Source organism: Brevundimonas sp. UBA7664 (assembly GCF_002483305.1).
GTDB lineage: Bacteria > Pseudomonadota > Alphaproteobacteria > Caulobacterales > Caulobacteraceae > Brevundimonas.
Map to the genome: position 1 here is coordinate 18,467 of NZ_DLHQ01000020.1, position 26,499 is coordinate 44,965.

Sequence of the window (26,499 nt, forward strand, 5' to 3'; positions counted from 1 at the left end):
CGGCCGCGTCGCGAGCGTTAGCGCCCTGCTAGAAAGGCAGCAGGTTCCGCTGGCGGCTGTAGGCCATGGTGCCCACGTTGGCGCCCGCGCGCAGGCCGACGCCGGTGCGGATCGGGGCCAGGATGATGCCGTCGGCGCGCTGGTAGTTCACGCCCACGCCCCCGACCAGATAGGCCGTGCCCTCCACGCCCGGGTAGCGGCGGTAGATCATGTCCGGGTGGTACAGGCCGTAGACCAGGGTGAAGACGCGGCTGGCGTTGCCGCCCAGGTCCCAGCCGATCGAGATGCCCTGCCAGAACACCTCCTGCGAGGCCGACAGGTCTTTCATATGCAGGGCGCCGCGACCGTAGCGCAGGCCGACGCCGGCCGCGCCCGCGCCTTCCTCGCCCGCGATATAGGCGGTGGGCCGGTCGCCGTTGTCGGCGAAGATGCGCTCGATGGCGCCGCCGAGAGCCTCGGCGGCGATGCCCAGTTCACGCGAACCGGCGGCGACCAGTTCGTCCGCCGTATAGGCTGGCGCCTGCTGGTCCGAGGCGATCGGATAGGCGGGATCGGACGCCGGCTGGCCGCCACCCGTGGCGCAGGCGGACAGGCCCGAGGCGCCGGCGGTGGCGGCGAGGCCCGAGAGGATCAGTTGGCGGCGGTGCATGGGATGGCTCCGATAGGCGGGGACGGGCCGCCCGACTCGCGCGGGCGCTGGTCCATACCGTCACCGGCCTTTGAGTCAGCCTTGCGGCGATGAGGTTAACGGGAGGTTGCCGCGGCCGGATCGTGACGTCGCCGCTTGACTCATTTCGATGATTAGCTAAATATCACATTATGAGCCAGGTCTTCAAAGCCCTTTCCGATCCCACCCGCCGGCGTGTGCTGCAACTGCTGCAGTCCGGGCCGATGAGCGCCGGAGAGCTCAGCGATCAATTCGATGTCTCCAAGCCGACCATGTCCGCCCATTTCGCGGTCCTGAAGGAGGCCGACCTGGTCCACGCCGAAAAGGCCGGCAAGTCCGTCATCTATCACCTGAAGCTCTCGGTGCTCGAAGAGGCCCTGCTGGGCTTCGTCGACTCGTTCGGCCCCGGCGTCGCGGCGTCCGGGCCCGGAAAGGAACCTGCGAAATGAGAAAACAACTGATCGCCGACCTCGCCTGGGGCGTCGGCATCGTCGCCCTGGCGCTCGTCGCCACGTTTGCCCGCAACCTCGGCTATATCGACGCCGAGACGGTCACCCGGTTGGTCCTCGGCGCGACCGGGCTGATGGTCGCCTGGTTTGGCAACCGGATGCCCAAGACCATTGCGCCGAGCACGCGCGCCCGGCAGGCCCAACGGGTGGGCGGCTGGTCCATGGCCCTGAGCGGCCTCGTCTACGCCGCCCTGTGGGCCTTCGCCCCCCTCCAGGCGGCGCTGATCTTTGGCTGCGGCGCGATCATCCTCGGGATGGCGGTGACGCTCGGCTATTGCCTGTCGCTGCGGGCAAAGGCGAAGGCGGCCTGATCCGGGGCGCGGCGACGGTGCGGGATCACCCCCGCAGCGTCGCCCCCGCCTTGGCCCCCGCGGCGACGACCTTCGCCGACAGGGCCTCGATCTCGCCTTCGGTCAGGGTGGCCTCGACGGGCTGGAGCGTGACCTCAAGGGCCACCGACTTCATCCCCTCGGGCACGCCCGCGCCACGATAGACGTCGAACACCGACACGCCCGCGATCAGGGCCTTGTCGGCGCCAGCGACAGCCCGGACCAGATCGCCCACGGCCTTGCCGTCCTCGACCACGAAGGCGAAGTCGCGGGTCAGGGGCATCAGATTGGCCAGACTGGCCGGACCGCGCGTCTTGGCCTTCGCGCCGCGCGGCTCGGGCACGGCGTCCAGCACGATCTCGAAGGCCAGCATCGGCCCGTCCGCGTCCAGCGCCTTGAGCACGCGCGGGTGCAGTGCCCCGAACTCGACCATGACGTTCTTCGGACCCAGCTGCAGCCGGGCCGAACGGCCGGGATGCCACCAGTCGCGGTTCTGGCCCTGGGCCAGCTGCAACGAGGCGACGGGCGCACCCAGCGTCTCCAGCAGGGCCATCAGGTCGCCCTTGAGGCCGAACGGGGCGTCCTCCGGGGCGCCGCCCCAATGGCGCGCCGCGCGCGGGGCGATCAGGCCGGCGATGACGGTGCGCTGACCGTCCGGCTGGTCGTTCAGATAGATCGGGCCGATCTCGAACAGGGCGGCGTCCGGGTGGCCGCGCGCGGCGTTGCGCGCCGCCGCCTCGATCAGATTGGGCAGGGCCGAGGGCCGCATGCAGTCCAGATCGGCCGCGATCGGATTTTCGACCCGCAGGGCGTCGTCGCCGCCGCCGAACAGGGCGGCCGTCGACTGTTTGGTGAAGGACCAGGTGACCGCCTCGGCGTAGCCCATGGCCGCCAGCGCCCGCCGGGCCAACCGCACCCGCGCCTGACGCGGGTTGAGCACGCCCTTCGACGGCGCGCCCAGATCGGGCAGGGGGGTAGAGGGCAGGGCGCCATAGCCCTCGATGCGGGCAACCTCCTCGACCAGATCGGCCGGGCCCTCGACGTCGCGGCGCCACGACGGCGGCGTCACGGTCCACGGGGCGCCACGCGCGACCTCGAAGCCGAGCCGGGTCAGGATCTCGGCGATGCGGTCGTCGTCCAGCGACAGGCCGGTGAGAGAGGCCACCCGCGCCGGATCAAAGGCGAAGGGCGCGGGATTGGCGGGCGCCTGGCCGGCCACCACCACCTCGGACGGCTCGCCGCCGCACAGGTCGAGGATCATCCGGGTGGCCAGTTCGATCCCGGGCACGACGAAGGCCGGATCGACGCCGCGGGCGAACCGGTACTGGGCGTCGGAATTCAGCGACAGGGTCCGGCCGGTCTGGGCCGTGACCAGCGGATCGAACCAGGCGCATTCGACGAAGACATCGACGGTCTCGTCCGAACAGCCGGTGGACTCCCCGCCCATGACGCCGCCCAGGCCGATGGGCCGTTCGCCACCGGCGTCGGCGATCACGCACATGGCCGGGTCGACGGTATAGGTCTTGCCGTCGAGCGCGATCAGATGCTCGGGCTGGCCGCCTTCGTGCTCCGGCGTGTCTTTCGCCACCTGCCCGCCGCGCACCACCATCTCGCCGCCGACCAGCTTGGCCGCGTCATAGACGTGCAGGGGCCGGCAGCGGTCATAGGCGACCAGATTGGTCACATCGACCAGCCGGTTGATCGAGCGCAGGCCGATGGCCGTCAGCCGCCGCTGCAGCCACTCGGGCGAGGGGCCGTTCTTCACGCCCCGGATCAGCCGCCCGGCGAACACCGGGCACATGTCCGGCGCATCGATCCGCACGGTGATCGGCGCGGGGAAGGTCCCGGGGACCGGCTGGACCGAGGGCGTCTGCAACTGGCCGAGGCCGGCCGCCGCCAGGTCGCGCGCGATACCCGCCACGCCCAGCCAGTCAGGCCGGTTGGGGGTCACCTCGAAATCGATCACCGGCTCGGCGCCGAACACGCCCGCCGCCGGGGTTCCCACTGTCAGGTCGTCGGCCAGTTCGAGGATGCCGTCGCTGTCGCCGGCCAGCTCAAGCTCCGAGGCCGAGCACAGCATGCCGTGCGAGACCACGCCGCGCACCGGCTTCTCGACCAGGGTCACGCCCAGACCGGGCACGAAGGCGCCGATGGGCGCATAGATGGTGGTCAGGCCCGCGCGCGCATTGGGCGCGCCGCAGACGATCTCCTTCGGCCCGTCGACCGTATCGACCTGGCAGACCCGCAGCCGGTCGGCGTTGGGATGCTGTTCAGCCGAGACGATCCGGGCCACGGTGAAGGGCGCCAGGCGGGCGATCGGATCGTGGACGTCCTCGACCTCCAGCCCGGCCATGGTCATGGCCTCGGCCACGGTGGCGACGTCGGCCTCCGTGTCGAGATGGTCCTTCAGCCAGGAGAGGGTGAATTTCACGCGGCGCCGCCCTTGGCCCCGGACAGCTGGGCCACGAAGCCGTCGACGAACGCATCATCCCCGGCGATTCCGACGCCCAGGAAGACGCAGTTCTCGAACACGCAGCCGTGCAGCGCGATCGCGCCCGTGACCATCGGGCCGGCGGCGCGGAGGAACAGGTTGCGGATCTCCCCGTGAACCTGACCCAGATTGCTGTCCCTGAACTGCGTGTCCACGCTCGGCAGGATGACGGCCGGCCCGCGGATGGCGCAGTCGATGAACCGCACGCCGTTCAGTTCGGGCTTGCGTCCGGCGTCCAGCAACAGATCCGCCAGACGCGCGATCGGCACCGCCACATTGCGGAACTCGGTGCGGTCGATCGCGTCGGCGGGCATGGGAGTGAGAGCGTTCGGGTCAAACATGTCAGGTCTCAGCTAAGGCCGCTGGCGGGGTTGGGCGCGGCGAAGGGGGAAAAGCCGTAGTGGGCCAGCCACCGGGTGTCGGCGTCGAACATCGGGCGCAGGTCGGGGATGCCGTATTTCAGCATGGCCAGACGATCCACGCCCATGCCGAAGGCGAAGCCCTGGTATTCGTCGGGATCGATGCCGCAGTTCCGCAGCACGTTCGGATGCACCATGCCGCAGCCCAGGATCTCCATCCAGCTGTCGCCCTGGTTCAGTTTCAGCTCCCCACCCGAGCGGTCGCAGCGGATGTCCATCTCGGCCGATGGCTCGGTGAAGGGAAAATGGTGCGGCCGGAACCGGGCGTCGACGTCGTCCACCTCGAAGAAGCGGGCGACGAAGGTTTCCAGCGTCCACTTCAGATGGCCCATGTGGATGTCGCGGTCGATCACCAGCCCCTCGACCTGATGGAACATCGGCGTGTGGGTGGCGTCCGAGTCCTTCCGGAAGGTCCGGCCCGGCGCGATGATCCGGATCGGCGGCTTCTGGGTCATCATGGTCCGCACCTGCACCGGACTGGTGTGGGTGCGCAGCACCTTGCGCTCGCCGGTCTCGGGATCGGGCCGCAGGAAGAAGGTGTCGTGCATCTCCCGCGCCGGATGTTTGGGCGGGAAATTCAGGGCGGTGAAATTGTGGAAATCGTCCTCGATGTCCGGCCCCTCGGCGACGGCGAAGCCCATGTCGGCGAAGACGGCGATCATTTCGTCCATCACCTGCATGGTCGGATGCACCGAGCCGGCGCGGCGCGGCCGCGAGGGCAGGGTCAGATCGACATGTTCGGCTCTGAGGCGGACGTCCAGCTCGGCGGTCTCCAGCTCGGCCTTGCGGGCGGCCAGGGCGGACGAGACCCGGTCGCGCAGGCCGTTGATCATCGGCCCCTGTTCGCGGCGCTCGTCGGGCGACAGGGACCCCATGCCCTTGAGCAGCCCGGAAATGGAGCCGGACTTGCCGAGGGCCGCCACGCGCAGCTCCTCGACCGCCGCGGCGGTCTCCGCGCCACCGATGGCGTTGATCAGGTCGAGTTCGAGTTGGGCGAGATCGGTCATGCTGGGGTTCGTCTAGCGGGTGCGGCGCAAAGCAAAAAGCCCTCCGGCGCGAACCGGAGGGCTTTTGCGTCTTCCGTTGCCGGAAAATCAGGCCTTGAGGGCGTCCCGGACCTTGTCGGCCACGGCCTTGAAGGCGACTTCGTCGGCGGCCATCGAGGCCAGGACCTTGCGGTCCAGCTCGATCCCGGCTTCGCCGAGGCCGTGCATGAACTGCGAATAGGTGAAGCCTTCCAGACGCGCGGCGGCGTTGATGCGCTGGATCCACAGGGCGCGGAACGAGCGCTTCTTGTTGCGGCGGTCGCGGTAGGCGTATTGCCCGGCGCGATCGACCGCGGCCTTGGCGGTGCGGATGGTGTTCTTGCGGCGGCCGTAGAAACCCTTGGCCTGCTTGAGAACCTTCTTGTGTCTGGCGTGGGAAACTACGCCGCGTTTGACGCGAGCCATGTCGCTATCCTTTCAAATTCTATGGGAAAATCAGGTCGTCGATGCGCGCGCCGATCAGGCGTACGGCATGTAGGACTTGATCTTCTTGGCGTCGGCGTCGGCCATGACCGAGGTGCCGCGGTTCTGGCGGATGTATTTGCTGTTGTGGCTGATCAAGCGGTGCCGCTTGCCTGCCACGCCGGCCTTGACCTTGCCAGTCGCCGTGAATTTGAAGCGCTTCTTGGCGCCAGACTTTGTCTTCAGTTTGGGCATTTTCACTCTCTTTTTGAGTGGGTTGCCGGTTCTTCGGGCCTTTGGAGCCGTCGGATTGGAAACCCTGATGAGAACCGCCCAGGCATGCCTGTTAGCCCGGCGGTTCGGTACGCGAAGGCGCGGCTTCTAGGCCAGCCAGCACGGGAAAGCAAGGCCGACGCTAGGCGGCCACGATGGGAGCCGCGCCGGCCTGTCGCCTGCGGAAGGCCTTTCCGGCGTTGATCGCCATCATCGCCGCGGGAATGGTCAGCGCCGCGCCGATCAGATACGGCCAGTCATGGCCCACGCCCGAGAACAGGGCGCCCGCCGCCATCGGGCCGAAGATCCGTGCGGCCGAACTGGCGGCCATGTTCAGCCCCAGCATCGCGCCCTGCCGGTCCGGGTCGACCGAACGCGAGATCAGGGATGAGATATTGGGCATGGTCACCGCCATGCCGAACGCCCCGGCCGCCATGATCACCGGCACCAGATAGTCGGCGTCGGGCAGCAGGCGGCTGGCGACCACCTGGCCGATCAGGCCGGCGCCGAAAACCAGGCAGCCGACGGCAAGCACCCGCGCCTCGCCGAAGCGCCGGGCCAGCCGTCCGGCCAGAAAGCCCTGGCAGATGACCGAGACCACCCCCACCGCCATGAAGCTGAGGCCGACCTCGCGCGCGCCCCAGCCGTAGCGCGCCTCGGTCCAGAAGCCGAAGGTCGACTCCATGCCCGAGAAGCCGGCCATATAGATCAGGGTGACCAGCAGCACGCGCGACACCACCGGATTGGCCACGGCGTCATGCACGCCACCGAGGAAAGGCGGGCGCGCCGCGGCGGGATCGGCGCGGACCCGGCTTTCCTTCAGCAGCACGGCGATGCCGATGGCGGCGAGACCGCACAGGCCGGCGGCCACGAAGATGGGCAGCTGATAGCCCAGGGCGCCGAGGTCCGGCCGGGTCAGCAGGCCGCCCAGCGCCGGCCCGACGATGAAGCCCAGGCCGAAGGCTGCGCCGATCAGCCCCATCCGGCCGGCGCGCTGCTCGGGGGGCGTCACGTCCGCGACATAGCCCTGGACGGTCGAGATATTGCCGGCGCCCAGGCCGGTGAACAGCCGCACCGCGATGGCCAGCCAGATGTTCGGCACGAAGGCCAGCGCCAGATAGCCCAGCGCGTTGGCCACGATGGTGATCAGCAGCACCGGCTTGCGGCCGATCCGGTCCGACAGTCGGCCCCAGAAGGGTTCGGCGACGAACTGGCCCAGCGAATAGGCCGAGAACATCAGCGCCACCTGCCACGGCGGGGCGTCCAGCGTCTGGCCGTAGAAGGGCAGCAGCGGAATGACGATGCCGAAGCCGACCAGGTTGATGAACACCACCCCGAACAGCACGAACAGCGCCGAGCGCGACGGAGGCGGGGGCAGGGCGGCTGAGGTCACGGGGCGTTACTCGGGCGGGAGGCGGCCCCTGTTTGAGTCAGATCGGGCGGGGGCGCAAGGCGAAGCTGACAAGGGGGGCGCGCCCCGACCGTCGCCGCTGACGCCGCACGACGTGGGGATGCCGGCTTCGGTCAGTCCGCCCGGCCCGGCGGATTGTTCGCCTCGAGGAAACGCACAGTCTCGGTCAGCATCTGGCGGCGCGTCTCGGATCGCGACAGCCAATGATCCTCGCCGGGCAATTCCACGAACTCGACGGACTTGCCGGCCCGACGCAGGGCGTCGGCCATGACCCGGCTCTGTTCGATGGGCACCACCGTATCGTCCCGGCCGTGGATCAACAGCAGCGGGCTGTCGACCGAGGCCGCGAGATAGGCCGGGGACAGGTCGTCCAGGGTCCGGTCGTTCAGCCGCTCCGCCCCCATGAACCGGTTCCAGTAGCGTACGGTCTGGCTGTCTCTGTAGCGCTCCTGCCGCGCCTCCCGGTTGACCATGCGGCGCAGGTCCGAGACGCCGCCGACGGAAACGCCGCAGCGATAGACGTCGCGGTCGAGGGTCAGACCCGCCATCGCCGCATAGCCGCCGTAGCTGGCGCCGACGATGCAGACACGGGCAGGGTCGATGGCGCCCTCGGCCGCCAGCCAGCGCACGCCGTCGGACAGGTCCGTCTGCATCTTGCGGCCCCATTCGCCATAGCCCGCCTCGAGGAAGTCGCGGCCGTAGCCGGTCGAGCCGCGGAAATTGGCCTGCAGCACCGCATAGCCGCGCGAGGCCAGCGCCTGGGCCCACCAGTCGAATCCCGCCACGTCACGGGACGCCGGTCCCCCGTGCGCCAGCACCACCAGCGGCAGGCCGGAAGGCTCGGCGACGCCCGGCGGCAGGGTCAGATAGCCGGAAATCTCCAGCCCGTCCGCGGCGGTGTAGGTGATGGGGCGAACGGCGCCCACCTGCCCGGGCGTAATGGCGGGATAGGCGTCCGCCAGTATCCCGGCGGCGCCCTGATCGAAATCGACCAGCAGATACTGACCCGCCTCGCCCGTGTCGGTGAAGACGACGACCCGGCTCAGGGCGTCGTTCCACGACGCCGGTATCGGGGCCTTGTTTTCAAAGGCCCGTTCGACGGTCTGCCACCGCCGTGCGGCCAGCGGGTCGAGAAACTCGTACCGGAGACCATCCTCTTCGGTGCGGCCGCCGCCCATCAGCAGGCGGGTTTGCGGATGATGCACCAGAAAGTCGGGGTGGTGCTCGAACGGCAGACGGCTCCATTCGCCGGTGTCGACATCGACCTCGAACAGGATGTCCGAATCCCCGGACCGCTCATCTTCCGACGCGAGGTCCGGCCGATCGGCGCCGATGACGATGGTGCGGGGGGTGCGGCCCAGGCCGTGGAAGGCCGGCGTGTCCACCGGCGCGTCGACCGCCCAGACCTCACGATGGCCCTGGCCGTCGGGCAGGCGCAACGACCAGCGGCCGGTGCGCTCGTCATAGCGCGACAGGGCGATGACCCTGCCTTCGTCGTCCAGGATATAGTCGTCGGTCGTGCGGTCCATATAGGCCACCGAGCGCCCGCGCCCGGTTCTCAGGTCGATGCGGTGCAGATTGATCTGCTCGCTCGAGACGCTGACGGCGCGCACGAACACGGTGTCGCCGTCGCTGGTGTTCCGGACCGAGGCCGGGCCATAGAGAACCGCCAGAACCTCCGGCGTGCGGTCCAGCACCTGGACGACCCTCTGGCTCTCGAGGTCGAGCACCTGGCCGAAGAACAGTTCCATCCGCGGCACGCCCAGCGAGGCGATGTTGCGCGTTTGCGAGCTGACCACCAGGACCCGGCCCTCGCCGATCCAGCGCAGGTCACGCACCTTGCTGATGCTGACATCGCCGACGAAGAGGTCCTCGCCAGTCGCGAGCCGGGTGACCACGACGGAACGCGTTTCGCCCGTGACCGTGATGCGGGCGATCAGTTCGCCGCTGGGCGACAGCTGAATCAGTTCGATGGCGGGGGTGGCGCCATAGGCCTCAAGGGGCGCTGATTGGGGAACCGGTGTCTGGGCCCATGCGCCGGCGTTTCCCACGTAACCCAACGCGGCGACCGCGAGGGCGAACGCCATCATCCTTGACTTGAACACGCGCACTGTCTCCCCCTTGGCGAGTATCCTTCTCCCCCGCCATGCGCCCCGGTTTCAAGGGGCGCGACCGGCGCGACAAAAAGAAAAGCCCCGACCGGGTCGGTCGGGGCTTTCTGGATCAGGCGATGGACGGCGTCGGGCCTATTTCGGGGCCAGGATCATGATCATCTGGCGGCCTTCCATACGCGGCGCGTATTCGACCTTGGCGATTTCCTCGAAATCGGCCTGCACCTTGTTGAGCAGCTTCATGCCCAGTTCCGGGTGGGCCATCTCGCGGCCGCGGAAGCGCAGCGTCACCTTGACCTTGTCGCCCTCGTCGAAGAAGCGGTGCATGGCCTTGGCCTTCACCTCATAGTCGTGGACGTCGATGTTGGGACGCAGCTTGATCTCTTTCAGCTCGACGACCTTCTGACGCTTGCGCGCCTCGGCCTTCTTCTTCTGCTCCTGGAAGCGGAATTTGCCGTAGTCGAGGATCTTGCAGACCGGCGGCTCTGACGTGGAGACGATCTGAACCAGGTCCATGCCGGCCTCTTCGGCGGCTTCCAGCGCGGCTGACGTCGGCATGACGCCCTGTTTCTCGCCGTTCTGGTCAATGAGCAGAACGCGCGGCGCGCGGATATCTTGGTTCATGGGCGGCCCGTCCTTGACGGGCGGCTGGTTCATCGGACGGCGAATGAGCGTCGGTTCCTTGTGTGGAAGAAGGGTCGGAGGTCGGACGAGGATGAGCCCGCGACGGATCGCGGCGTTCCCCTTATGGGGCCTATATGACCGCGAAAGCCCCCGTCTTCAAGGTTTGAGCGGCGCGCGGCCGGCGACGTAGGCGTCGTGCAGGTCAAGGACGGCCTCAAAGACACGGTCCACCGTCAGCGCCTCGATCGGCGCGAACTCCCCCTGTGTCTCATTCGAGGCGGCGATGCGGGTGCGTGGGCCCCACGGACCGTACAGCCACCACTCGGTCGGGCCGAACAGGCCCAGCGTCGGCCGGCCCAGGGCGGCGGCGACGTGCATCAGGCCGGAATCATTGCCCACGAACAGGTCGGCGGCGTCGATCGCGGCCGCCGAGGCGAGGATGTCGCCCTTGCCGATGAAGTCGATGCCGCGCGGCCCGGCCGCCTCCAGCGCCGGCGTCGCCGGGGGCCGGTCGCCCGGTCCGCCGACGGCCATGAACCGCCAGCCGTCGAAACGCGGTTCGGCCTTCAGCCTTTCGACCAGTTCGCCCCAGCGGTCGGCGGGCCAGCTCTTGCCCGGCTGGTGCGCGATCGGGGCGAGGGCGATGATGGGGCCAGGTCCGCTGCCGCTCTCCAGTTGAGGTGCAAGCACGGCCTGACAGTCGACGCGGGATTGAGGGTCGAGGAAGATCGCCGGCTCCAGGGGCGTGGCCGATCCCATCAGGCGCGAGACCATCTCGACCTTGCGCACGCCGGTTTCCCAGCCCCGGTTGTAGACCACGCGCCGCTTCGCCGGGATCAGCCAGCTCAGCGCCGAGCCGCGGATGTCGATGACCATGTCCCAGCGTGTGCCCACGACCTCCCGCCACAGGCCGAACCAGTGTCCGGCCAGCTTCTTCTTGTCGAGAATGATGACCCGCTCGACGTTCGGCGCCGAGCGGAAGAACGGCGCCGGCGGGCGCCCGCAGGCGACGGTGATCCGCGCGCCCGGAATCTGCCGCGCGATCTCGCGGATCACGCCCGAGGATATGACGCAGTCGCCGATGCGGTTGGAGGTGACGAACAGGACCTTGGACATGGGGCGTTATCGGCGGCTTCGGCGGAAGATCAAAGTCAGCTACTGCGTGGTCGATCCAAACTCACCGGTTGCGGTCGACGTGGGATGGTCCAGCTCCCGGGTCATGGCCTCCTGAATTTCAGCCAACGCCCGGCCGCTGTCGGCCTCCAGACCGTTGTCGCGCAATGCGTGGCTCAGGTGGCGAGCCATGTCGGCCAGGATCACACCCCATGCGGTCGCCTCGCGGATGCCGCTGTCCCGATAGGTCCCGACGTTCAGCACGCAGTGAAGGCCCCGCTTGGCCACCCATATACGGGCCATCTCGACAGCCGCGTCGTCTTCGAGCGCTGCTGGCGGAATGGATATTGATTTCATCAGGCTCCCCCGCGACATCAGTCTCATGCCAGACGTTCAGCACCTTACCCGACCCGACGGCGAAGCGCTCGCCTTTCGCCATGTCGAGGGCTCCGGCCCCACCCTGGTCTGGATCGGCGGCTTTCGCTCCGACATGGAGGGAACCAAGGCCCTCGCCCTCGACGCCGCGGCCCGCGAGCGCGGCTGGGACTATGTCCGCTACGACCATTTCGCCCATGGGCAGTCGTCCGGCGACTGGCGCAAGGCCACGATCGGCCGCTGGCGCGAGGACGCGATCGCCCTGATCGACAGTCTTGAAGGGCCGGTGGTTCCGGTCGGCTCCTCGATGGGCGGCTGGGTGGCCCTGCTGCTGGCGCTGGCGCGGCCGGAACGGATGGCGGGTCTTGTGTTGGTCAATCCGGCCCCGGACTTCACCGAACGGCTGATGTGGCCGGGTCTGGCGGACCATCAGCGCCAGGCCATCCTGCGGGACGGCGAAACCCTCATCACCGAGGAGGGGCTGGGCGAATACGTCCTGACCCGGACCATGTTCGAGGAGGCCCGCGACTGGCTGCTGCTGGATGCGCCCGTGCCGATCGCGGCGCCGGTCCACATCCTTCAGGGCCGGGCCGACGACGTGGTGCCCTGGTCCCACGCCGCGACCCTGGTCGAGCGCCTGACGGGGGGCGACGTCCGGCTGGACCTGATCGAGGGCGGCGACCACCGCCTGTCCGCCCCCGCCGATCTGGACCGTCTGGTTGAGGCGGTCGAGCGGATGCGCCGTTCGGCGGCGGGCTAGAGCAGGGCGGTGAGCGCCGCCCGCGCCGCCTCGCCCAGGTCGGGCCGTTTCAGGGCCAGGGCGACATTGGCGCGCAGCAGGCCGATCTTGTCGCCGCAGTCGTGGGTCACGCCCTCGTATTCGACCGCCGTGAAGGTCTGGTCCTTCATCAGCCGCGCCATGCCGTCGGTCAGCTGGATCTCGCCGCCCGCGCCGCGCGGCTGGTTTTCGAGAATGCCGAAGATCTCCGGCTGCAGGATGTAGCGGCCCGCGATCGACAGGTTCGACGGCGCCTCGCCGCGCGGGGGCTTCTCGACCATCCCCTTCATGCGGATGTGGCGGCCGTCGCGGTTCTCGGGATCGACGATGCCGTATTTATGGGTTTCGCTCTCCGGCACCGCCTCGACGCCGATGACATTGCCGCCGACCCGGGCGTAGACATCGGCCAGCTGCTTCAGGGCGCCCGGCTGGGAGTCCACGATCACGTCCGGCAGCAGCACCGCGAACGGCTCGTCGCCGATGATGTCGCGGGCGCACCAGACGGCGTGGCCGAGGCCCAGCGGCTGCATCTGGCGGGTGAAGCTCATCTCGCCCGCGGTGGCCAGTTCGGCGATCATGGCGTCGAGGATGTCGGTCTTGCCCTTGGCCAGCAGCTGGGCCTCCAGCTCGATCTGGTGGTCGAAATAGTCCTCGATCGCCCCCTTGGACCGCCCCGTCACGAAGACGATGTGCTCGATCCCGGCCTCGCGCGCCTCCTCGACGATATAGCTCAGGATCGGCCGGTCGACGACGTTGAGCAGCTCCTTGGGCGTGGTCTTGGTGCCGGGCAGCACACGGGTGCCGAGGCCGGCGACGGGCAGGACGGCCTTGCGGAGGCGGCGGGCGGAAGCGGTCATGAGAGATCCTGTACGGCGAGGTCGGCCACCCTAACGCATCGGAGCGCGGATGCGATCACTCGACGGTGACGGACTTGGCCAGGTTGCGCGGCTGATCCACGTCGGTGCCCTTCTGCACTGCCGTGTAATAGGCCAGCAGTTGCACCGGGACGGCATAGACCAGCGGCGCGATCAGCGAGTGGCACTCCGGCGCGTCGACCCGACGGATGCCGGCCCCATGCGGATCGGGCGCGGACTTCGGCGCGATCATGATCACCGGCCCGCCGCGCGCCGCCACCTCCTGCAGGTTCGAGGCGGTCTTCTCGAACACCTCGTCCATCGGGGCGAGGGCCACGATCGGCGTCAGCTCGTCGACCAGGGCGATCGGCCCGTGCTTCAGCTCGCCGGCGGCGTATCCCTCGGCGTGGATATAGCTGATCTCCTTCAGCTTCAGCGCCCCCTCCATGGCCAGCGGGAACATCGCCCCGCGGCCGAGGAACAGGACGTCGGTGGCCTTGGCGATGTCCTGGGCGACGGCCTTCAGGTCGTCCTCCATCGCCATCGCCTCGGCGATCAGGCGCGGCGCCTCGAACAGGGCCTTGACCAGTTCGGCCTCGGTCGGTGTGTCGATGCGCCCGCGCTGGACCCCCGCGGCCACGGCCAGGGCCAGCAAGGCCGCGACCTGGGCGGTGAAGGCCTTGGTCGAGGCCACGCCGATCTCGGGCCCGGCATGGGTCGGCCACAGATAGCCGGCCTCGCGCGCCATCGAGGACGAATGGACATTGACCAGGGCGGCCGTCTTCAGCCCCGCGGCCTTGCACCACGACAGGCTGGCCAGGGTGTCGGCCGTCTCGCCGGACTGGCTGACCGCGACGGCCAGGGTGCCGGGCGTCAGCGCCGGGCTGCGATAGCGGAACTCGGACGCGATCTCGACATCGCACGGCAGGCCCGCCAGCCGCTCGAAAGCGTAGCGGCCGATCTGGCCGGCGTAGAAGGCGGTGCCGCAGGCGATGATCTGTATACGGTCGATCGCGGCGAAATCGGCGGCGTCGGTCCGCGCCTTGCCGTTCACGAAGTCGAGGTAGTGCGACAGGGTGCGCTGGACGCTGTCCGGCTGTTCATGGATCTCCTTCTCCATGAAATGCCGGTACTCACCCTTCTCGACCATGGCCGAGGAGGCCGAGACCTGCACGATCGGGCGTTTGACCGCGTTGCCCTCGACGTCGAACATCCGCGCGCCGTCCCGGTCGATGCCGACATAGTCGCCCTCTTCCAGATAGGAGATCTGCGTCGTGAAGGGGCCGACCGCCAGGGCGTCGGAGCCCAGATACATCTCGCCGTCGCCCCAGCCGACCACCAGCGGACTGCCGCGCCGGGCGCCGAGGATCAGCCCGTCCTCGCCCTCGATCAGCACCGCCAGCGCATAGGCCCCGGTCAGCCGGTCCAGCACGCTCTTGAACGCGACCAGCGGATCGTTGGCGGTCCCCAGCGCCCGGTCCAGCATATGGGCCACCACCTCGGTGTCGGTCTGGCTCTCGAAGGTGCGGCCCTCGACGGCCAGCTCGGCCTTCAGCTCGGCGAAATTCTCGATGATCCCGTTGTGGACCAGCACGACCCGGCCCGCCTGGTGCGGGTGGGCGTTGGCCGTGGTCGGGGCGCCGTGGGTGGCCCAACGGGTGTGGCCGATGCCGATGGTGGCCGCCAGCGGCTCGGCCGCCAGCACCGCTTCCAGCTCGCGGATCTTGCCCTTGGCGCGGCGGCGTTCGATGCGGCCGTCCACCAGGGCAGCCACGCCGGCGGAGTCATAGCCCCGGTATTCCAGTCGCTTGAGGCTGTCGATCAGACGGGGAACTGCCGGACCGACGCCTGTCACGCCAATGATGCCGCACATGGATATATCCTCGAAAGCCGGGGGTCAGGTGCTTTGCGCACGGGCGGTGGACGGTCTAAGCCACCGTCATCGTCAGGTCTCGTGTAGGCGACAGGCGACTGGATTTGCATCTAAAAAGCGGTTTCGCAAGGTTTCTGCGCCGCCAGTACTCAAAGGACGTGACAGTTGGGCGAACGACGCTATTTCGGCACCGACGGCATTCGCGGCCGCGCCAACACCCATCCGATGACCCCGGAAGTGGCCCTGCGCGTGGGCCTCGCCGCCGGCCGTCTGTTCATGTCCGCCGACGACCGCCGGCACCTGGTGGTGATCGGCAAGGACACCCGCCTGTCCGGCTATATGATCGAGCCGGCGCTGGTTGCGGGCTTCTCCTCCGCCGGGATGGACGTTCGCACCTTCGGCCCCCTGCCGACGCCGGGCGTGGCGATGATGACCCGCTCCATGCGGGCCGACATCGGGGTGATGATCTCGGCCTCGCACAACGGCTACCTCGACAACGGCATCAAGCTGTTCGGCCCCGACGGCTACAAGCTCTCCGACGCGGTCGAGCTGAAGATTGAATCGATGATGGACCAGGCGCTCGACGCGAACCTCGCGCCGCCGGACGCCCTCGGCCGGGTCAAGCGCATCGACGACGCCCAGGCCCGCTATGTCGAGATCGCCAAGGCCAGCTTCCCCAAGGGCCTGAGCCTGCAGGGCCTGCGCGTCGCCGTCGACTGCGCCAACGGCGCCGGCTACCGGGTCGCCCCGACCACCCTGTATGAACTGGGCGCCGAGGTCTGCGCCGTCGGCGTCGAGCCCAACGGCCTGAACATCAACGCCGACTGCGGCTCGACCCACCCCGAGACCCTGGCCGAAGCGGTCAAACGCTACCGCGCCGACATCGGCATCGCCCTCGACGGCGACGCCGACCGGGTCATCATCTGTGACGAGAAGGGTCAGGTCGTCGACGGCGACCAGATCATGGCCCTGGTCGCCCTCGACTGGGCGCGACGCGGCCTGCTGGTCGGCGGCGGCGTGGTCGCCACCGTGATGTCGAATCTGGGTCTGGAGCGGGCGCTGAACGCCGCCGGCCTGACGCTGGAGCGGACCAAGGTCGGCGACCGCTATGTCATGGAGCGGATGCGCGAGGGCGGTTTCAACCTGGGCGGCGAACAGTCGGGCCACATCATCCTGCACGACCACGCCACCACCGGCGACGGCCTGATGTCGGCCCTGCAGGTGCTGGCCGTGCTGATCGAAAGCGGCCGCCCGATGAGTGAGCTGGCGAAGCAGTTCGAGACCGTTCCGCAGAAGCTGGAGAACGTCCGCTACACGTCCGGCAAGCCGCTGGAGAACGCTGGCGTCAAGGCCGCCATCGCCGACGCCGAGGCGCGGCTGAAGGGCACGGGGCGGTTGCTGGTGCGGCCGTCGGGCACCGAGAAGCTGATCCGGGTCATGGCCGAGGGCGATGACGCGAAGCTGGTGAAGTCGGTGGTCGCGGATGTGGTCGCGGCGGTGAAGGCGGCGGGGTAGGGACGCCAAACTCAACCATGGAACCCGCCGCCGGACCGGCGCAGTCTCACCCCATGATTCCCGCCCGCCGACCCGGCGTCCTCGCCCTGATTCCCGGCCTGACCGCCTGTGTGGTGGTCGCCCTGGCCGCCGTCGCCGTCCAGGCGCTCGAGCTGCGGCTGTTCGGACGGGGCTGGATCGACGCCATTGTCCTGGCCATCCTCATCGGCGCCGCGATCCGCAGCGTCTGGACGCCGCCCGCGGCGCTGAAACCCGGCGTCGAGTTCAGCGCCCGCACCCTGCTCGAGATCGCCGTGGTCCTGCTCGGCGCCTCGGTCAGCGCCGCGACGGTCATGGCCATCGGCCCCGGCCTGCTGGCGGGGACAGCGGTGGTGGTCGTCCTTGCGCTCGTCATCAGCTACGGGATCGGGCGGCTGCTGCGCCTGCCGCACCGGATGGCGGTGCTGATCGCCTGCGGCAACGCCATCTGTGGCAACTCCGCCATCGCCGCCGTCGCCCCGGTGATCGACGCCGAGGCCGATGACGTTTCCGCCGCCATCGCCTTCACAGCCGTGCTGGGCGTGGCCGTGGTCCTGCTCCTGCCGCTGCTGGGCGAGTTCCTGCAGATGTCAGACGTCCGCTACGGCGTCCTGGCGGGCCTGACCGTCTATGCCGTCCCCCAGGTCCTGGCCGCCACCCTGCCCGTGGGCGCCGTCGCCAACCAGGCCGGCACCCTGATCAAACTGGTGCGCGTGCTTATGCTGGGCCCCGTCTGCCTCGGTCTGGCGATCCTGACGGCGGTTCGCGGCCGTGAGGGCGAAGCGGTCACGGCCCCCCGGCGCGGCGTCGCGATTCATCAGCTGGTGCCGTGGTTCATCATCGGCTTCCTGCTGATGATGGCGGCGCGTTCGATGGGCCTGATCCCGGCCGCCGCCGTGCCGGTTATGGCGGATACCGCCAAGATCCTGACCGGACTGTCGATGGCGGCGCTCGGGCTCAGCACCGACGCGCGGGCGGTGGCCCGGTCGGGCGTCCGCATCGCCTCCGTGGTGATCCTCTCGCTGCTGGCCCTGCTCGGACTGGCGTTGGCCCTGATCTATCTGCTGGCCGTGGCCTGAGGCCCGGTCAGACGGTCGACCAGCGCCTCGATCCGCTTGCGGATGTCCGGCACGGCGGTCGTTTCCCAGAAGGCGGCCCGAGCCGGCGGGCCGAGGGCGAACAGGCGGGCGTCGGGCGAACCGTCGGCGGCCAGCAGTCGTCCATCGGCATCCAGATCGAGACCCAGACCCACGGGATCAAGCCGTGCGCGACGGTCCCTGATCAGGGGTCCGGTCAGGGGATCCTCAAGCGCGGCATGGCCGGGTCCGGTGCAGTCGATCAGCCACCGGCCGGTGATCGGCGGCGGCGCCGAACCGTCCCGCGCGCGCCAGTGCAGCGCCACGCCGTCGTCGCCTTCCTCGATCCGCTCAATGCGCCCGGGCGCGAGGGTCAGGCGGCCGGCGGCCTGAAACTGTTTCATGGCTTCATCGACCCGGGCCGGAATGCGGTGGCGATGAACATCCCACCAGGGCCGGAGATGCCGCAGCCAGCGCGCGCGGGTCTGCGCGTCCGCCTTGAACCAGAGTCCCGCCGTGACCGGGCGCAGTCCCTCCATCACGCCGCGCCAGCCGCCGCCTGACGCCAGCCGTCGGGCTTCCATCAGCCGATGCGACAAGGCGCCGGTCAGCAAGGCATCGGTCGGCGTTTCGGGGTGGTCGTGGGCCGCGCCATGCACCCGGGGCGTCAGGCCGCGGCGGGACAGGGCCGTGATCCGGCCCTTGCGGCCCGTGGCGTCCAGCCACAGAACCATATCGACCATGGTCAGGCCCGTGCCGACGATGATCACCTCATCGTTCGGCCCGATCCGTTCCAGAGCGGCCAGGGCCCAGGGGTCGGTGATGATGCGACGTGATCCCTTGCCGGCCGTTCTCGGGGCGGGGTTGCCGGTCGCCAGCACGACCGCGCGCGCGCCGACCCCCCGTCCGTCGGACAGGCGCACGGCGTCGCCCTCGATCGCCGCCACCTCGCCGGTGACCAATTCGATCATCCCGGGATGCGCCAGCCGGACCGCATTCAGCCGGTGTTGCAGATATTCGCCGTACAGCCGGCGCGGCGCGAAACCGTCCGGGTCCGCATGCCGCGGGCAATTGTCCCGCAGCCAGTCGACGAAGTCGCGGGGCTTGCCCTCCACCGCGCTCATGCGATCGGACCGGACATTGAGCAGATGCCCCTCGAACGGCGTCGAATAGGCCAGCCCCGGCCCGAACGTCCCTGTCCGGTCGATCAGGCTGCAGGCGACGCCGCGTTCAGCCAGCCGGGCGGCCAGCATGGCCCCGGAGAACCCGCCGCCGACGATGACCACGTCCGGTTCGCCGTCGGACACCGCGCCCCCTTCGCTGGCCTCAGAGTTCCTGATTATAGGCCCCGATCTCGGGATATTTCGCCAGCCGCGGCTTCACCTCATCACGGAACAGGGCCTTCATGTCGGCCTCGGAGCGCATGCTCTCGACCACCACCACCAGCTCGGGCTTGTTGGACGAGGCCCGCACCAGCACCCACGATCCGTCCTCCAGATGCACCCGCACCCCGTTGACGGTGATCGCCTCGACGATCTTCCGCCCCAGGATCGAGCCGCCGGCGTCAGCCAGGGCCTGATACTCAGCCACGATCCGCTCCAGCACTTCGTATTTCAGCTCGTCGTCGCAATGCGGCGACATGGTCATCGAGGTCCAGGCGTCGGGCAGGGCGCCCTTCAGCTGCGACAGGGTCTTGCCGGGGTTGCGGTCCAGCATGGCCAGGATCGCCCCGGCGGCGACGATGCCGTCGTCGTATCCGCGCCCGATCGGGGCGTTGAAGAAGAAATGCCCCGACTTCTCGAACCCGGCCAGGGCCCCCAGTTCGGCGGTCTTGCGCTTGATATAGCTGTGGCCGGTCTTCCAGTAGACGACGTCGGCGCCGTTCGATTTCAGGACTTCGTCGGTCTTGTACAGGCCGGTCGATTTCACATCGACGACGAAGGTGGCGTTGGGATGAAGGGCCGACAGGTCGCGGCCCAGCATCAGGCCGATCTTGTCGGCATAGATCTCCTCGCCGGTGTCGTCGACCACGCCGCAACGGTCGCCGTCGCCGTCGAAGCCCAGCGCCAGCTCGGCCCCGGTCTCGCGCACCCGGGCCGCCATCTGCATCAGCATGGCGTGATCTTCCGGGTTCGGATTGTATTTGGGGAAGTTCCAGTCGAGGTCGGTGTCCATCTCGATCACCTCGGCCCCCATCCGGCGCAGGGCCTCGGGCGCGAAGGCGCCGGCGGTGCCATTGCCGCAGGCGGCCACGACCTTGATCGGCCGGCTCAGCTTCACCTTGGCGGTGATCTCTTCCAGATAGCGTTCGCGGAAGCCCTCGACCCGGGTCAGGGACCCGCCCGGACGGTTCACGCCCTCGCCGTTCAGCACGATGTCCTTCAGCCGCCCGATCTCGTCGGGGCCGAAGGTCAGCGGCGGGTTCGCGCCCATCTTGACCCCGGTCCAGCCGTTCTCATTGTGGCTGGCGGTGACCATGGCCACGCACGGCGCATCAAGCGCGAACTGGGCGAAATAGGCCGTCGGCGACAGGGCCAGGCCGATGTCCAGCACCTCCATCCCACCTTCCAGCAGGCCGAGGATCAGCGCCTGTTTGACGCTCAGCGAATAGGACCGGAAGTCATGGCCGACGACGATCCGCGGCCGCTGCCCGATCTCCTGCACATAGGTCGCCAGTCCCAGACCCAGCGCCTGGATGCCCAGCAGATTGATCTCCTTCTCCAGGATCCAGCGGGCGTCGTACTCGCGGAACCCGGTCGCCTTGACCAGCGGGGTGGTCTCGTAGTCGGCGGTGTTGGGGCGCAGGTCGGAGCGGGGCTTTTGCATCGGAAACCTTGGGAGGAGACGGGGGTTCAGCTTGGCTATAGGGCGCCGCGCGCCGCGCCGACAACAACGCCCCGCCGCCCGCATGGCTCCGCCGCGCCGCCGGACCGGGCTCGTCTTGACCCGCGCCGTCGCCGGTCCTACCCCCAACAGACTGTCCGGAGACCTGAATGCCCCGTCTGATCCTGCTGCGCCACGGCCAGAGCCAATGGAACCTCGACAACCGTTTCACCGGCTGGGTCGACGTCGACCTGACCGCCGAGGGCGAGGCCCAGGCGCGACGCGCCGGTGAACAGATCGCCGCCGCCGGCTTCCGGCCCGCGGTCATGTTCACCTCGGTGCTGAAGCGGGCGACGCGGACGGGGGCCCTGGCCCTCGACACCGCCGGGCTGAGGGATGTGCCGGTGATCAACGACTGGCGCCTGAACGAGCGTCACTACGGCGGCCTGACCGGGCTGAACAAGGCCGAGACGGCGGCGACCCACGGCGAGGACCAGGTCCGTATCTGGCGCCGCAGCTACGACATCCCGCCCCCGCCGCTGGCCCCCGGCGGCGAATGGGATTTCGCCGGTGATCCCCGCTACGCCGGCCAGGCCATCCCCGACACCGAAAGCCTCAAGACCACGCTGGACCGCGTCCTTCCCTACTGGGACGAGGCCGTCGCCCCGCGCCTCAAGGCCGGCGAGGACGTGCTGATCGCCGCCCACGGCAATTCGCTGCGGGCCATCGTCAAACACCTGTTCGCCGTGCCCGACGACCGGATCGTCGGCGTCGAGATTCCGACCGGCAATCCGCTGGAGATCGACCTCGACGCCGGTCTGACGCCCGTTGCGGCGCGCTATCTGGACAGCGCCCGGGCGGCGGACCTGCCCCCGCTGCCGGGAGCCGCCGCATGACCACCGCGCAACAGGCGTCGGACGACATCCGCTTCATGGGCCGGGCCATCGCCCTGGCCCGCGACCGCATGGGCCAGACCTGGCCCAATCCGGCGGTCGGCTGCGTCATCGTCAAGGACGGCGAGATCGTCTCCGAAGCCGCCACCGCGCCCGGCGGCCGGCCCCACGCCGAGGAACAGGCCGCGCCCGCCGCCGGCGACCGGGCGCGCGGCGCCACCGCCTATGTCACCATGGAGCCCTGCGGCGCGCGGTCCTCGGGCCGGACGTCCTGCTCCCACTTCCTGATGGACGCCGGCGTCAGCCGGGTGATCGTGGCGGCGGTCGATCCCTCGCCCTTCGCCTCGGGCCGCGGCGTCGAGCGCCTGAAAAAGGCCGGCCTGCAGGTCGAGACGGGCCTGCTCGCGCCCGAGGCGGCGGTCCTCTACGAGGGCTATCTGCACCGGGTCGAGACCGGTCGCCCCATGGTCCGGATCAGCGCCGACGGCGCCGGCTTCGACGCCCGCTTCGCCGCCTCGGCCAAGGCCGACCTGACCACCGAGCTGAAACGGCTGGGCGAGGCCGGCTACACCCGCGTCTGGGTCAGTCCCGGCGAACTGGCCGACGCGCTGGCGGAGCAGGGCCTGCTGACCCTCTGAATTCGGTGCGAACACGCCGTTCCCACAAACCCTTCCTTAAGCGGCGGCGTGCCATATCGGGACCATGTCGGGAACCACGGCTCCAACCGCCGCCAGAAGGCGCATCGATCAGACCGAACTGGACGCCATCTGCGCCCGGCACGATCGTCTGTGGCAGGCCAAGCCGGGCGGCGCCCGCGCGGTCCTCGCCTGGCTCGATCTGTCCGGTCTTTCGCTCAAGGGCCGCAACCTCGCCGACGCCGACTTCGCCGCCGCCAGCCTGATCGGGACCGATCTGTCGGGCAGCAAGCTGGACAACGCCACCTTCTTCGGCGCGGACATGCAGGACTGCCTGCTGGTCGAGGCCAGCCTGCGTCGCGCCGATTTGCGCGGGGCCTGCCTGCGCGGGGCGGACCTGACCGGCGCGGACCTGTTCGAGGCCGACCTGCGCGAGGGGACCATCGCCGCCGCCGACGCCCGGCTGGGCTTCAGGATCGTCGCCGCCAAGTCGCGCAACGAGACCGAGGCCCAGGGCGCCTGCCTCGCGGGGGCCAATCTGCAGCGCTCCAAACTGACCGGCATCGTCGCCGTGTCCGCGGACTTCTCCGACGCCATCATGAAGGACTGCAAACTGGTCCGGGCCAATCTGAAACAGGCCAGTTTCCGCGGCGCCGACCTCGCCGGGGCGGACCTGTCCGGGGCCGATCTGTCGGGCGCCGATCTGCGCGACGCCATCCTGGTCGGGACCAAGGTCGCCATGTGGCGCACGGACGGGGCCAATATGGCCGGCGCCCTGACCGACGAACGCTCCTCCGGCAGCCCGGTCGGCAAGATGCCCGCCGCCGAAATGCTGGCCGAGCACGCCCAGTGGTGCGAGAGCGGCGGCGTCGACGGCCGTCCCTCGGTCTTCGACGGCGTCGACCTGCGCGCCCTGCGGTCGATCCACGGCTACAATCTGACGGCCCTGTCCGCCCGGGGCGCGGTCTTCTACGGCCTCGACATGGAGGGGGTCCAGCTTCAGGGCGCCCACCTCGAGGACGCCGACCTGCGCTCCGTCAATCTGAAGGGCGCCGACCTGCGTGGAGCCCGCCTGGCGGGGGCCCGGCTGAACGGCGCGGACCTGCGCGGGGCCCAGCTGGGGCCGCTGCTGATCGCGGCCGACCGGCTGTTGCCCGCCGATCTCACCGGCGCCTGCCTGCGCGGCGCCGATCTGTCGGGCGCGGACCTGAAGCGCGCGGTCCTGTCCGGCGCCGACCTCGGCCGGGCCCGGATGTTCGGCGCCTGCCTGCGGGAAGCGGACCTGACGGATGCGATCACCACCGGCGCGCGCGGTCTCGAACCTCTGGACGCCGTCGCATGACCTTTGTTCGCAGGGCGCTGTCCCAGGGTGATCTGGACCTGTTCATCGCGGCGCATGAGCGTCTGGTCGAAGGCCGCCCCGGCGGGCGCCGGCTGGCGCTGAAATTCGTCGATCTCAACGGACTGGACCTGTCGGGCCGCAATCTGGCCGAGGCCGACTTCACGGGCTGCGCGCTCGAGAACGCCCGGCTGGTCGGGGCCCGGATGAACGGCGCCGTGCTGTTCTGCTGCGATCTCAGGGGAGCCGACTTCACCGGCGCCCAGTTGGTGCGGGCCGACCTGCGCGGCGCCTGTTTGCGCGGCGCCAGCCTGATGAACGCCGACCTCACGCGGGCGGACTTCCGCGAGGGCGTCATCGCCGTGCCCCATGCGACCAAGGGGCTGGCGGCGGTCAAGCACGAGACCCGCCAGGGCATCGCCGATGGCGCCACCTTCGCCGGCGCCACCCTCGACGGCGGCCATTTCGACGGCATCAACGCCTTCAAGGCGGACTTCTCCGACTGCTCCATGCGCGGCGCCATGCTGACCGGGGCCAATCTGAAGGACGCCAATCTGACCGGCGCCATGCTGGAAGACGCCTCGGTCGACGGCTGCAATCTGGAGGGGGCTCGCCTGACCGGCGCGATCCTGACCGGCGTGGCGTTCGACCGGGCCACGACCAGCCGCGCCGACATGACCGGCGCGCTTCGCAGCCCCAGCGCCGACGCCCGGTCCCGCGCCGAGGCGCTGGGGGAACGGGCCCTGGACGCCAACGCCTGGGCCGAGAGCGGCGGCGTGTTCGGCGAGCCTGCGATCTTCGACGGCGAGGACCTGCGCCCGCTGGGCGACCGGTTGAAGGGCCTGCGGCTGCCTGGCCTCAGCGCCCGGCACGCCTGTCTGGCCGGCATGGACCTGCGCGGCGTCGGCCTGCAGGGCGCGGGCCTCGAAGGCTCGGACCTGCGCGGCTGCGACCTGCGCGGCGCGGACCTGCGCGGCGCGCGCCTGAACGGGGCGCTCCTGAACAAGGCCGACCTGCGCGGCGCCAATCTGGGCGCCCTGGCGATCGGCAAGGACCGTTCGATGCCCGTCATGCTGGTCGAGGCGAGCCTGCGTTTCGCCCGGCTGGAAGGCGCCCTGCTGGAGGGCGCGCGTCTCGAGGGCGCCGATGTGGCCGGGGCCCGGATCGACGCCGCCTCCCTGACCGACGCCCAGCGCGACGCGATCCGCCAGCCGGTGGCCGCCGCCGCCTGAGTCCGGGCACGAAAAAGGGGACGACGCGAACGCCGTCCCCCTGGTTCGTCGCCTGCGCTCGCCTCGCGGAGGCTCGCGGCTTGAGGCGGTTTCTGTGAGGCTTACGCCGCTTTCGGCGACTTGCCCTCGATCAGCGGCTTGGCCGCGGCCGGCACGCCGATCTCGATGCGGCGGGGCTTCAGCGCCTCGGGCAGTTCGCGCGCCAGTTCGACCGACAGCAGGCCGTCGGCGAGGTCCGCGCTCCTGACCACCACATAGTCGGCCAGCTGGAACCGGCGCTCGAAATCGCGCTCGGCCAGGCCGCGGTGCAGATAGGTGCGTTCGGCGCCGGCGTCGTCATTGGCCGTCTTGCGGCCGGTGACGGTGAGCAGGTTCTCCTTGACCTCGAGGGTCAGTTCGTCGGGCTTGAAGCCCGCCACCGCGATCTCGATCCGGTAGGCGTTCTCGCCCGTGGTCTCGATATTGTAGGGCGGCCAGCCGTTTTCCTGGCTGGTGCGCGCGGCGCTTTCCAGCAGTCCGGCCAGACGGTCGAAGCCGACGGCGGAACGGTACAGCGGGGTGAAATCATAGGTACGCATGGGTCATCCTCCTGGGATCAGCAAGGTTGAACCGGTCCCGCGGTTTGAGGCCCGGACCGGCGGTGGGAGTTCAGCCCCGACGGTCCGATGATCGGCCCCGTCCGGTCTGGAGGCCCCGGAATCGGCGGCCTCGGAACCGATGTGGGATGCGCCGCGAAACCGTCAAGGGGGGCCTGTCTCGTCGTGCGCCAATCTGTCGCCGAGGGGCTGTCATGGCTTGCCCCTCGCCCCGGAGGCCTTAGGGTTTGCCGCAAATTCCCCTGGAGACTGCCCATGCGCCTGCTTGCCCTCGTCCTGACGACCGCGCTGGCTCTGCCGTCGTTCGCCGCCGCCCAGGCCATGCCGACGATGCCGACGCTGGACGAAACACCGGCCCAGCGCACCGCCCGCCGCGCCGCCATGACGCCGCCCGAGTTGCAGGAAGACACGGCGCTCCAGGCCGCCATTGGCTCCGCCGCCCGCCCCGCCGCCGATGTCGCGCGCGATGTCCATCGCCACCCGTTCGAGACGCTGACCTTCTGGGGCCTGACCCCCGGTTCGACGATCGTCGAGATCGAGCCCGGCCGTGGCGGCTGGTGGAGCGCCATCCTGCAGCCCTATGCCGAGGCCACCGGTGGAACCTATGTCGCGGTCGCCCGCCCGCTGGAGAGCATGGGCGTCGCGGACGGGACCGCCGACATGATCGTGGTCGCCCGCGCCTTCCACAACTGGCACCGCTCGAACCCGTCGCGGACCGGGCCCTATCTGGAGGCCTTCTTCAAGGCGCTGAAGCCCGGCGGCGTGCTGGCGGTCGAACAGCATCGCAGCGTCGACGGCCTGAACCCCGACCTCACCGCCCCGACCGGCTACATGCCGGAGAGCTATGTCATCCGCGCCGCCCAGGCCGCCGGCTTCGTGCTCGAGGCCCGCAGCGAGCTGAACGCCAATCCCCGGGATGATCACGACCACCCCTACGGCGTCTGGACCCTGCCGCCGGTCCGCACCAGCGCGCCCCGCGCGAACAACGCCACGGACCGTCCGACGCCCCTGACCGACGCCGAGCGGGCCGAGTATGATGCGATCGGCGAAAGCGACCGCATGACCCTGCGTTTCCGCAAGCCGGAATGATCGCAGCG

The 26,499-nt window shown here is 69.6% G+C and carries 26 protein-coding genes; 10 read left to right on the top strand and 16 right to left on the bottom strand.

The window, feature by feature from the left end:
* Positions 1-28: 28 nt before the first annotated feature.
* Entirely contained in the window at positions 29-649 is a 621-nt protein-coding gene (locus B2742_RS04070) for an EipA family protein (RefSeq protein WP_292063287.1), read from the bottom strand.
* Positions 650-819: 170 nt separating this feature from the next.
* On the opposite strand from B2742_RS04070, the gene B2742_RS04075 reads away from it, so the two are divergent.
* Positions 820-1,116, top strand: coding sequence for an autorepressor SdpR family transcription factor (locus tag B2742_RS04075; RefSeq protein ID WP_292063289.1), 297 nt, complete (start codon positions 820-822; stop codon positions 1,114-1,116).
* Positions 1,113-1,487, top strand: a complete 375-nt coding sequence (locus B2742_RS04080) for an ammonium transporter (RefSeq protein ID WP_292063291.1) — start codon at positions 1,113-1,115, stop codon at positions 1,485-1,487. Before B2742_RS04075 ends, B2742_RS04080 begins: the two co-directional genes overlap by 4 nt.
* A gap of 25 nt (positions 1,488-1,512) precedes the next feature.
* Here the strand turns inward: B2742_RS04080 and pheT are convergent, their stop codons facing one another.
* The 10 genes from pheT to B2742_RS04130 all read right to left on the bottom strand — a co-directional run bounded on the left by pheT (position 1,513) and on the right by B2742_RS04130 (position 11,779).
* Positions 1,513-3,936: a phenylalanine--tRNA ligase subunit beta gene (pheT, locus tag B2742_RS04085; RefSeq protein ID WP_292063293.1), complete on the bottom strand. Its 2,424-nt coding sequence runs from the start codon at positions 3,934-3,936 to the stop codon at positions 1,513-1,515.
* Positions 3,933-4,337: a hypothetical protein gene (locus tag B2742_RS04090; protein ID WP_292063295.1), complete on the bottom strand. Its 405-nt coding sequence runs from the start codon at positions 4,335-4,337 to the stop codon at positions 3,933-3,935. The genes pheT and B2742_RS04090 overlap by 4 nt, the downstream gene beginning before the upstream one ends.
* Before the next feature lie 8 nt (positions 4,338-4,345).
* Positions 4,346-5,422, bottom strand: a complete 1,077-nt coding sequence (gene pheS / locus B2742_RS04095; RefSeq protein ID WP_292063298.1) for a phenylalanine--tRNA ligase subunit alpha — start codon at positions 5,420-5,422, stop codon at positions 4,346-4,348.
* An 87-nt stretch (positions 5,423-5,509) separates the two neighbouring features.
* The gene (gene rplT / locus B2742_RS04100) at positions 5,510-5,866 is read right to left on the bottom strand and encodes a 50S ribosomal protein L20 (protein ID WP_292063300.1); all 357 of its coding nucleotides are present in this window, start codon (positions 5,864-5,866) and stop codon (positions 5,510-5,512) included.
* 54 nt (positions 5,867-5,920) lie between these two features.
* A complete protein-coding gene (rpmI, locus tag B2742_RS04105; RefSeq protein ID WP_003166435.1) occupies positions 5,921-6,118 on the bottom strand; it encodes a 50S ribosomal protein L35 in 198 nt (65 codons plus the stop codon).
* Between the two features lie 160 nt (positions 6,119-6,278).
* Positions 6,279-7,529: an MFS transporter gene (locus B2742_RS04110; protein WP_292063303.1), complete on the bottom strand. Its 1,251-nt coding sequence runs from the start codon at positions 7,527-7,529 to the stop codon at positions 6,279-6,281.
* Between the two features lie 131 nt (positions 7,530-7,660).
* Complete coding sequence (locus tag B2742_RS04115) at positions 7,661-9,652, bottom strand: alpha/beta hydrolase family protein (protein ID WP_292063306.1); 1,992 nt, start codon at positions 9,650-9,652, stop codon at positions 7,661-7,663.
* A gap of 141 nt (positions 9,653-9,793) precedes the next feature.
* The gene (infC, locus tag B2742_RS04120) at positions 9,794-10,315 is read right to left on the bottom strand and encodes a translation initiation factor IF-3 (protein WP_284221445.1); all 522 of its coding nucleotides are present in this window, start codon (positions 10,313-10,315) and stop codon (positions 9,794-9,796) included.
* 123 nt (positions 10,316-10,438) lie between these two features.
* Positions 10,439-11,398 (bottom strand): glycosyltransferase family 9 protein, encoded by a 960-nt coding sequence (locus tag B2742_RS04125; RefSeq protein ID WP_292063309.1) that lies wholly within the window; start codon positions 11,396-11,398, stop codon positions 10,439-10,441.
* 39 nt (positions 11,399-11,437) lie between these two features.
* Positions 11,438-11,779, bottom strand: coding sequence for a DUF5076 domain-containing protein (locus B2742_RS04130; protein WP_292063311.1), 342 nt, complete (start codon positions 11,777-11,779; stop codon positions 11,438-11,440).
* On the opposite strand from B2742_RS04130, the gene B2742_RS04135 reads away from it, so the two are divergent.
* Positions 11,778-12,530, top strand: a complete 753-nt coding sequence (locus B2742_RS04135; protein ID WP_292063313.1) for an alpha/beta fold hydrolase — start codon at positions 11,778-11,780, stop codon at positions 12,528-12,530. The two genes, B2742_RS04130 and B2742_RS04135, sit on opposite strands and share 2 nt — an antisense overlap.
* Here B2742_RS04135 and galU read toward each other — a convergent pair.
* Positions 12,527-13,405 carry a UTP--glucose-1-phosphate uridylyltransferase GalU gene (gene galU / locus B2742_RS04140; protein WP_292063315.1) on the bottom strand — a complete coding sequence of 293 codons (879 nt, stop codon included), beginning with the start codon at positions 13,403-13,405 and terminating at the stop codon, positions 12,527-12,529. The two genes, B2742_RS04135 and galU, sit on opposite strands and share 4 nt — an antisense overlap.
* 55 nt (positions 13,406-13,460) lie before the next feature.
* Complete coding sequence (gene glmS / locus B2742_RS04145; protein WP_292063317.1) at positions 13,461-15,275, bottom strand: glutamine--fructose-6-phosphate transaminase (isomerizing); 1,815 nt, start codon at positions 15,273-15,275, stop codon at positions 13,461-13,463.
* 165 nt (positions 15,276-15,440) lie between these two features.
* Here glmS and glmM point away from each other — a divergent pair, with 165 nt between their 5' ends.
* Both glmM and B2742_RS04155 read left to right on the top strand, forming a co-directional pair.
* A complete protein-coding gene (glmM, locus tag B2742_RS04150; protein WP_292063319.1) occupies positions 15,441-16,790 on the top strand; it encodes a phosphoglucosamine mutase in 1,350 nt (449 codons plus the stop codon).
* A 53-nt stretch (positions 16,791-16,843) separates the two neighbouring features.
* Positions 16,844-17,887: a YeiH family protein gene (locus B2742_RS04155; RefSeq protein ID WP_292063321.1), complete on the top strand. Its 1,044-nt coding sequence runs from the start codon at positions 16,844-16,846 to the stop codon at positions 17,885-17,887.
* Here B2742_RS04155 and B2742_RS04160 read toward each other — a convergent pair.
* On the bottom strand, positions 17,866-19,191 hold the full coding sequence (locus B2742_RS04160; protein ID WP_292063323.1) for an FAD/NAD(P)-binding protein: 1,326 nt from the start codon (positions 19,189-19,191) through the stop codon (positions 17,866-17,868). The two genes, B2742_RS04155 and B2742_RS04160, sit on opposite strands and share 22 nt — an antisense overlap.
* A gap of 19 nt (positions 19,192-19,210) precedes the next feature.
* Positions 19,211-20,710 (bottom strand): phosphomannomutase/phosphoglucomutase, encoded by a 1,500-nt coding sequence (locus B2742_RS04165; protein ID WP_292063324.1) that lies wholly within the window; start codon positions 20,708-20,710, stop codon positions 19,211-19,213.
* Between the two features lie 167 nt (positions 20,711-20,877).
* On the opposite strand from B2742_RS04165, the gene B2742_RS04170 reads away from it, so the two are divergent.
* The 4 genes from B2742_RS04170 to B2742_RS04185 all read left to right on the top strand — a co-directional run bounded on the left by B2742_RS04170 (position 20,878) and on the right by B2742_RS04185 (position 24,806).
* Positions 20,878-21,603 (top strand): 2,3-bisphosphoglycerate-dependent phosphoglycerate mutase, encoded by a 726-nt coding sequence (locus B2742_RS04170; RefSeq protein ID WP_292063326.1) that lies wholly within the window; start codon positions 20,878-20,880, stop codon positions 21,601-21,603.
* A complete protein-coding gene (locus B2742_RS04175; RefSeq protein ID WP_292063329.1) occupies positions 21,600-22,238 on the top strand; it encodes a bifunctional diaminohydroxyphosphoribosylaminopyrimidine deaminase/5-amino-6-(5-phosphoribosylamino)uracil reductase RibD in 639 nt (212 codons plus the stop codon). Before B2742_RS04170 ends, B2742_RS04175 begins: the two co-directional genes overlap by 4 nt.
* Before the next feature lie 64 nt (positions 22,239-22,302).
* Positions 22,303-23,577 (top strand): pentapeptide repeat-containing protein, encoded by a 1,275-nt coding sequence (locus tag B2742_RS04180; RefSeq protein ID WP_292063331.1) that lies wholly within the window; start codon positions 22,303-22,305, stop codon positions 23,575-23,577.
* Positions 23,574-24,806 (top strand): pentapeptide repeat-containing protein, encoded by a 1,233-nt coding sequence (locus B2742_RS04185; RefSeq protein ID WP_292063333.1) that lies wholly within the window; start codon positions 23,574-23,576, stop codon positions 24,804-24,806. The genes B2742_RS04180 and B2742_RS04185 overlap by 4 nt, the downstream gene beginning before the upstream one ends.
* Positions 24,807-24,907: 101 nt before the next feature.
* On the opposite strand, the gene B2742_RS04190 is transcribed toward B2742_RS04185, so the two are convergent.
* On the bottom strand, positions 24,908-25,384 hold the full coding sequence (locus B2742_RS04190; RefSeq protein WP_292063335.1) for an Hsp20 family protein: 477 nt from the start codon (positions 25,382-25,384) through the stop codon (positions 24,908-24,910).
* A gap of 273 nt (positions 25,385-25,657) precedes the next feature.
* Between B2742_RS04190 and B2742_RS04195 the strand changes: the two genes are divergently transcribed.
* Positions 25,658-26,491, top strand: coding sequence for a class I SAM-dependent methyltransferase (locus B2742_RS04195; RefSeq protein WP_292063337.1), 834 nt, complete (start codon positions 25,658-25,660; stop codon positions 26,489-26,491).
* The last annotated feature ends 8 nt before the right edge of the window (positions 26,492-26,499 follow it).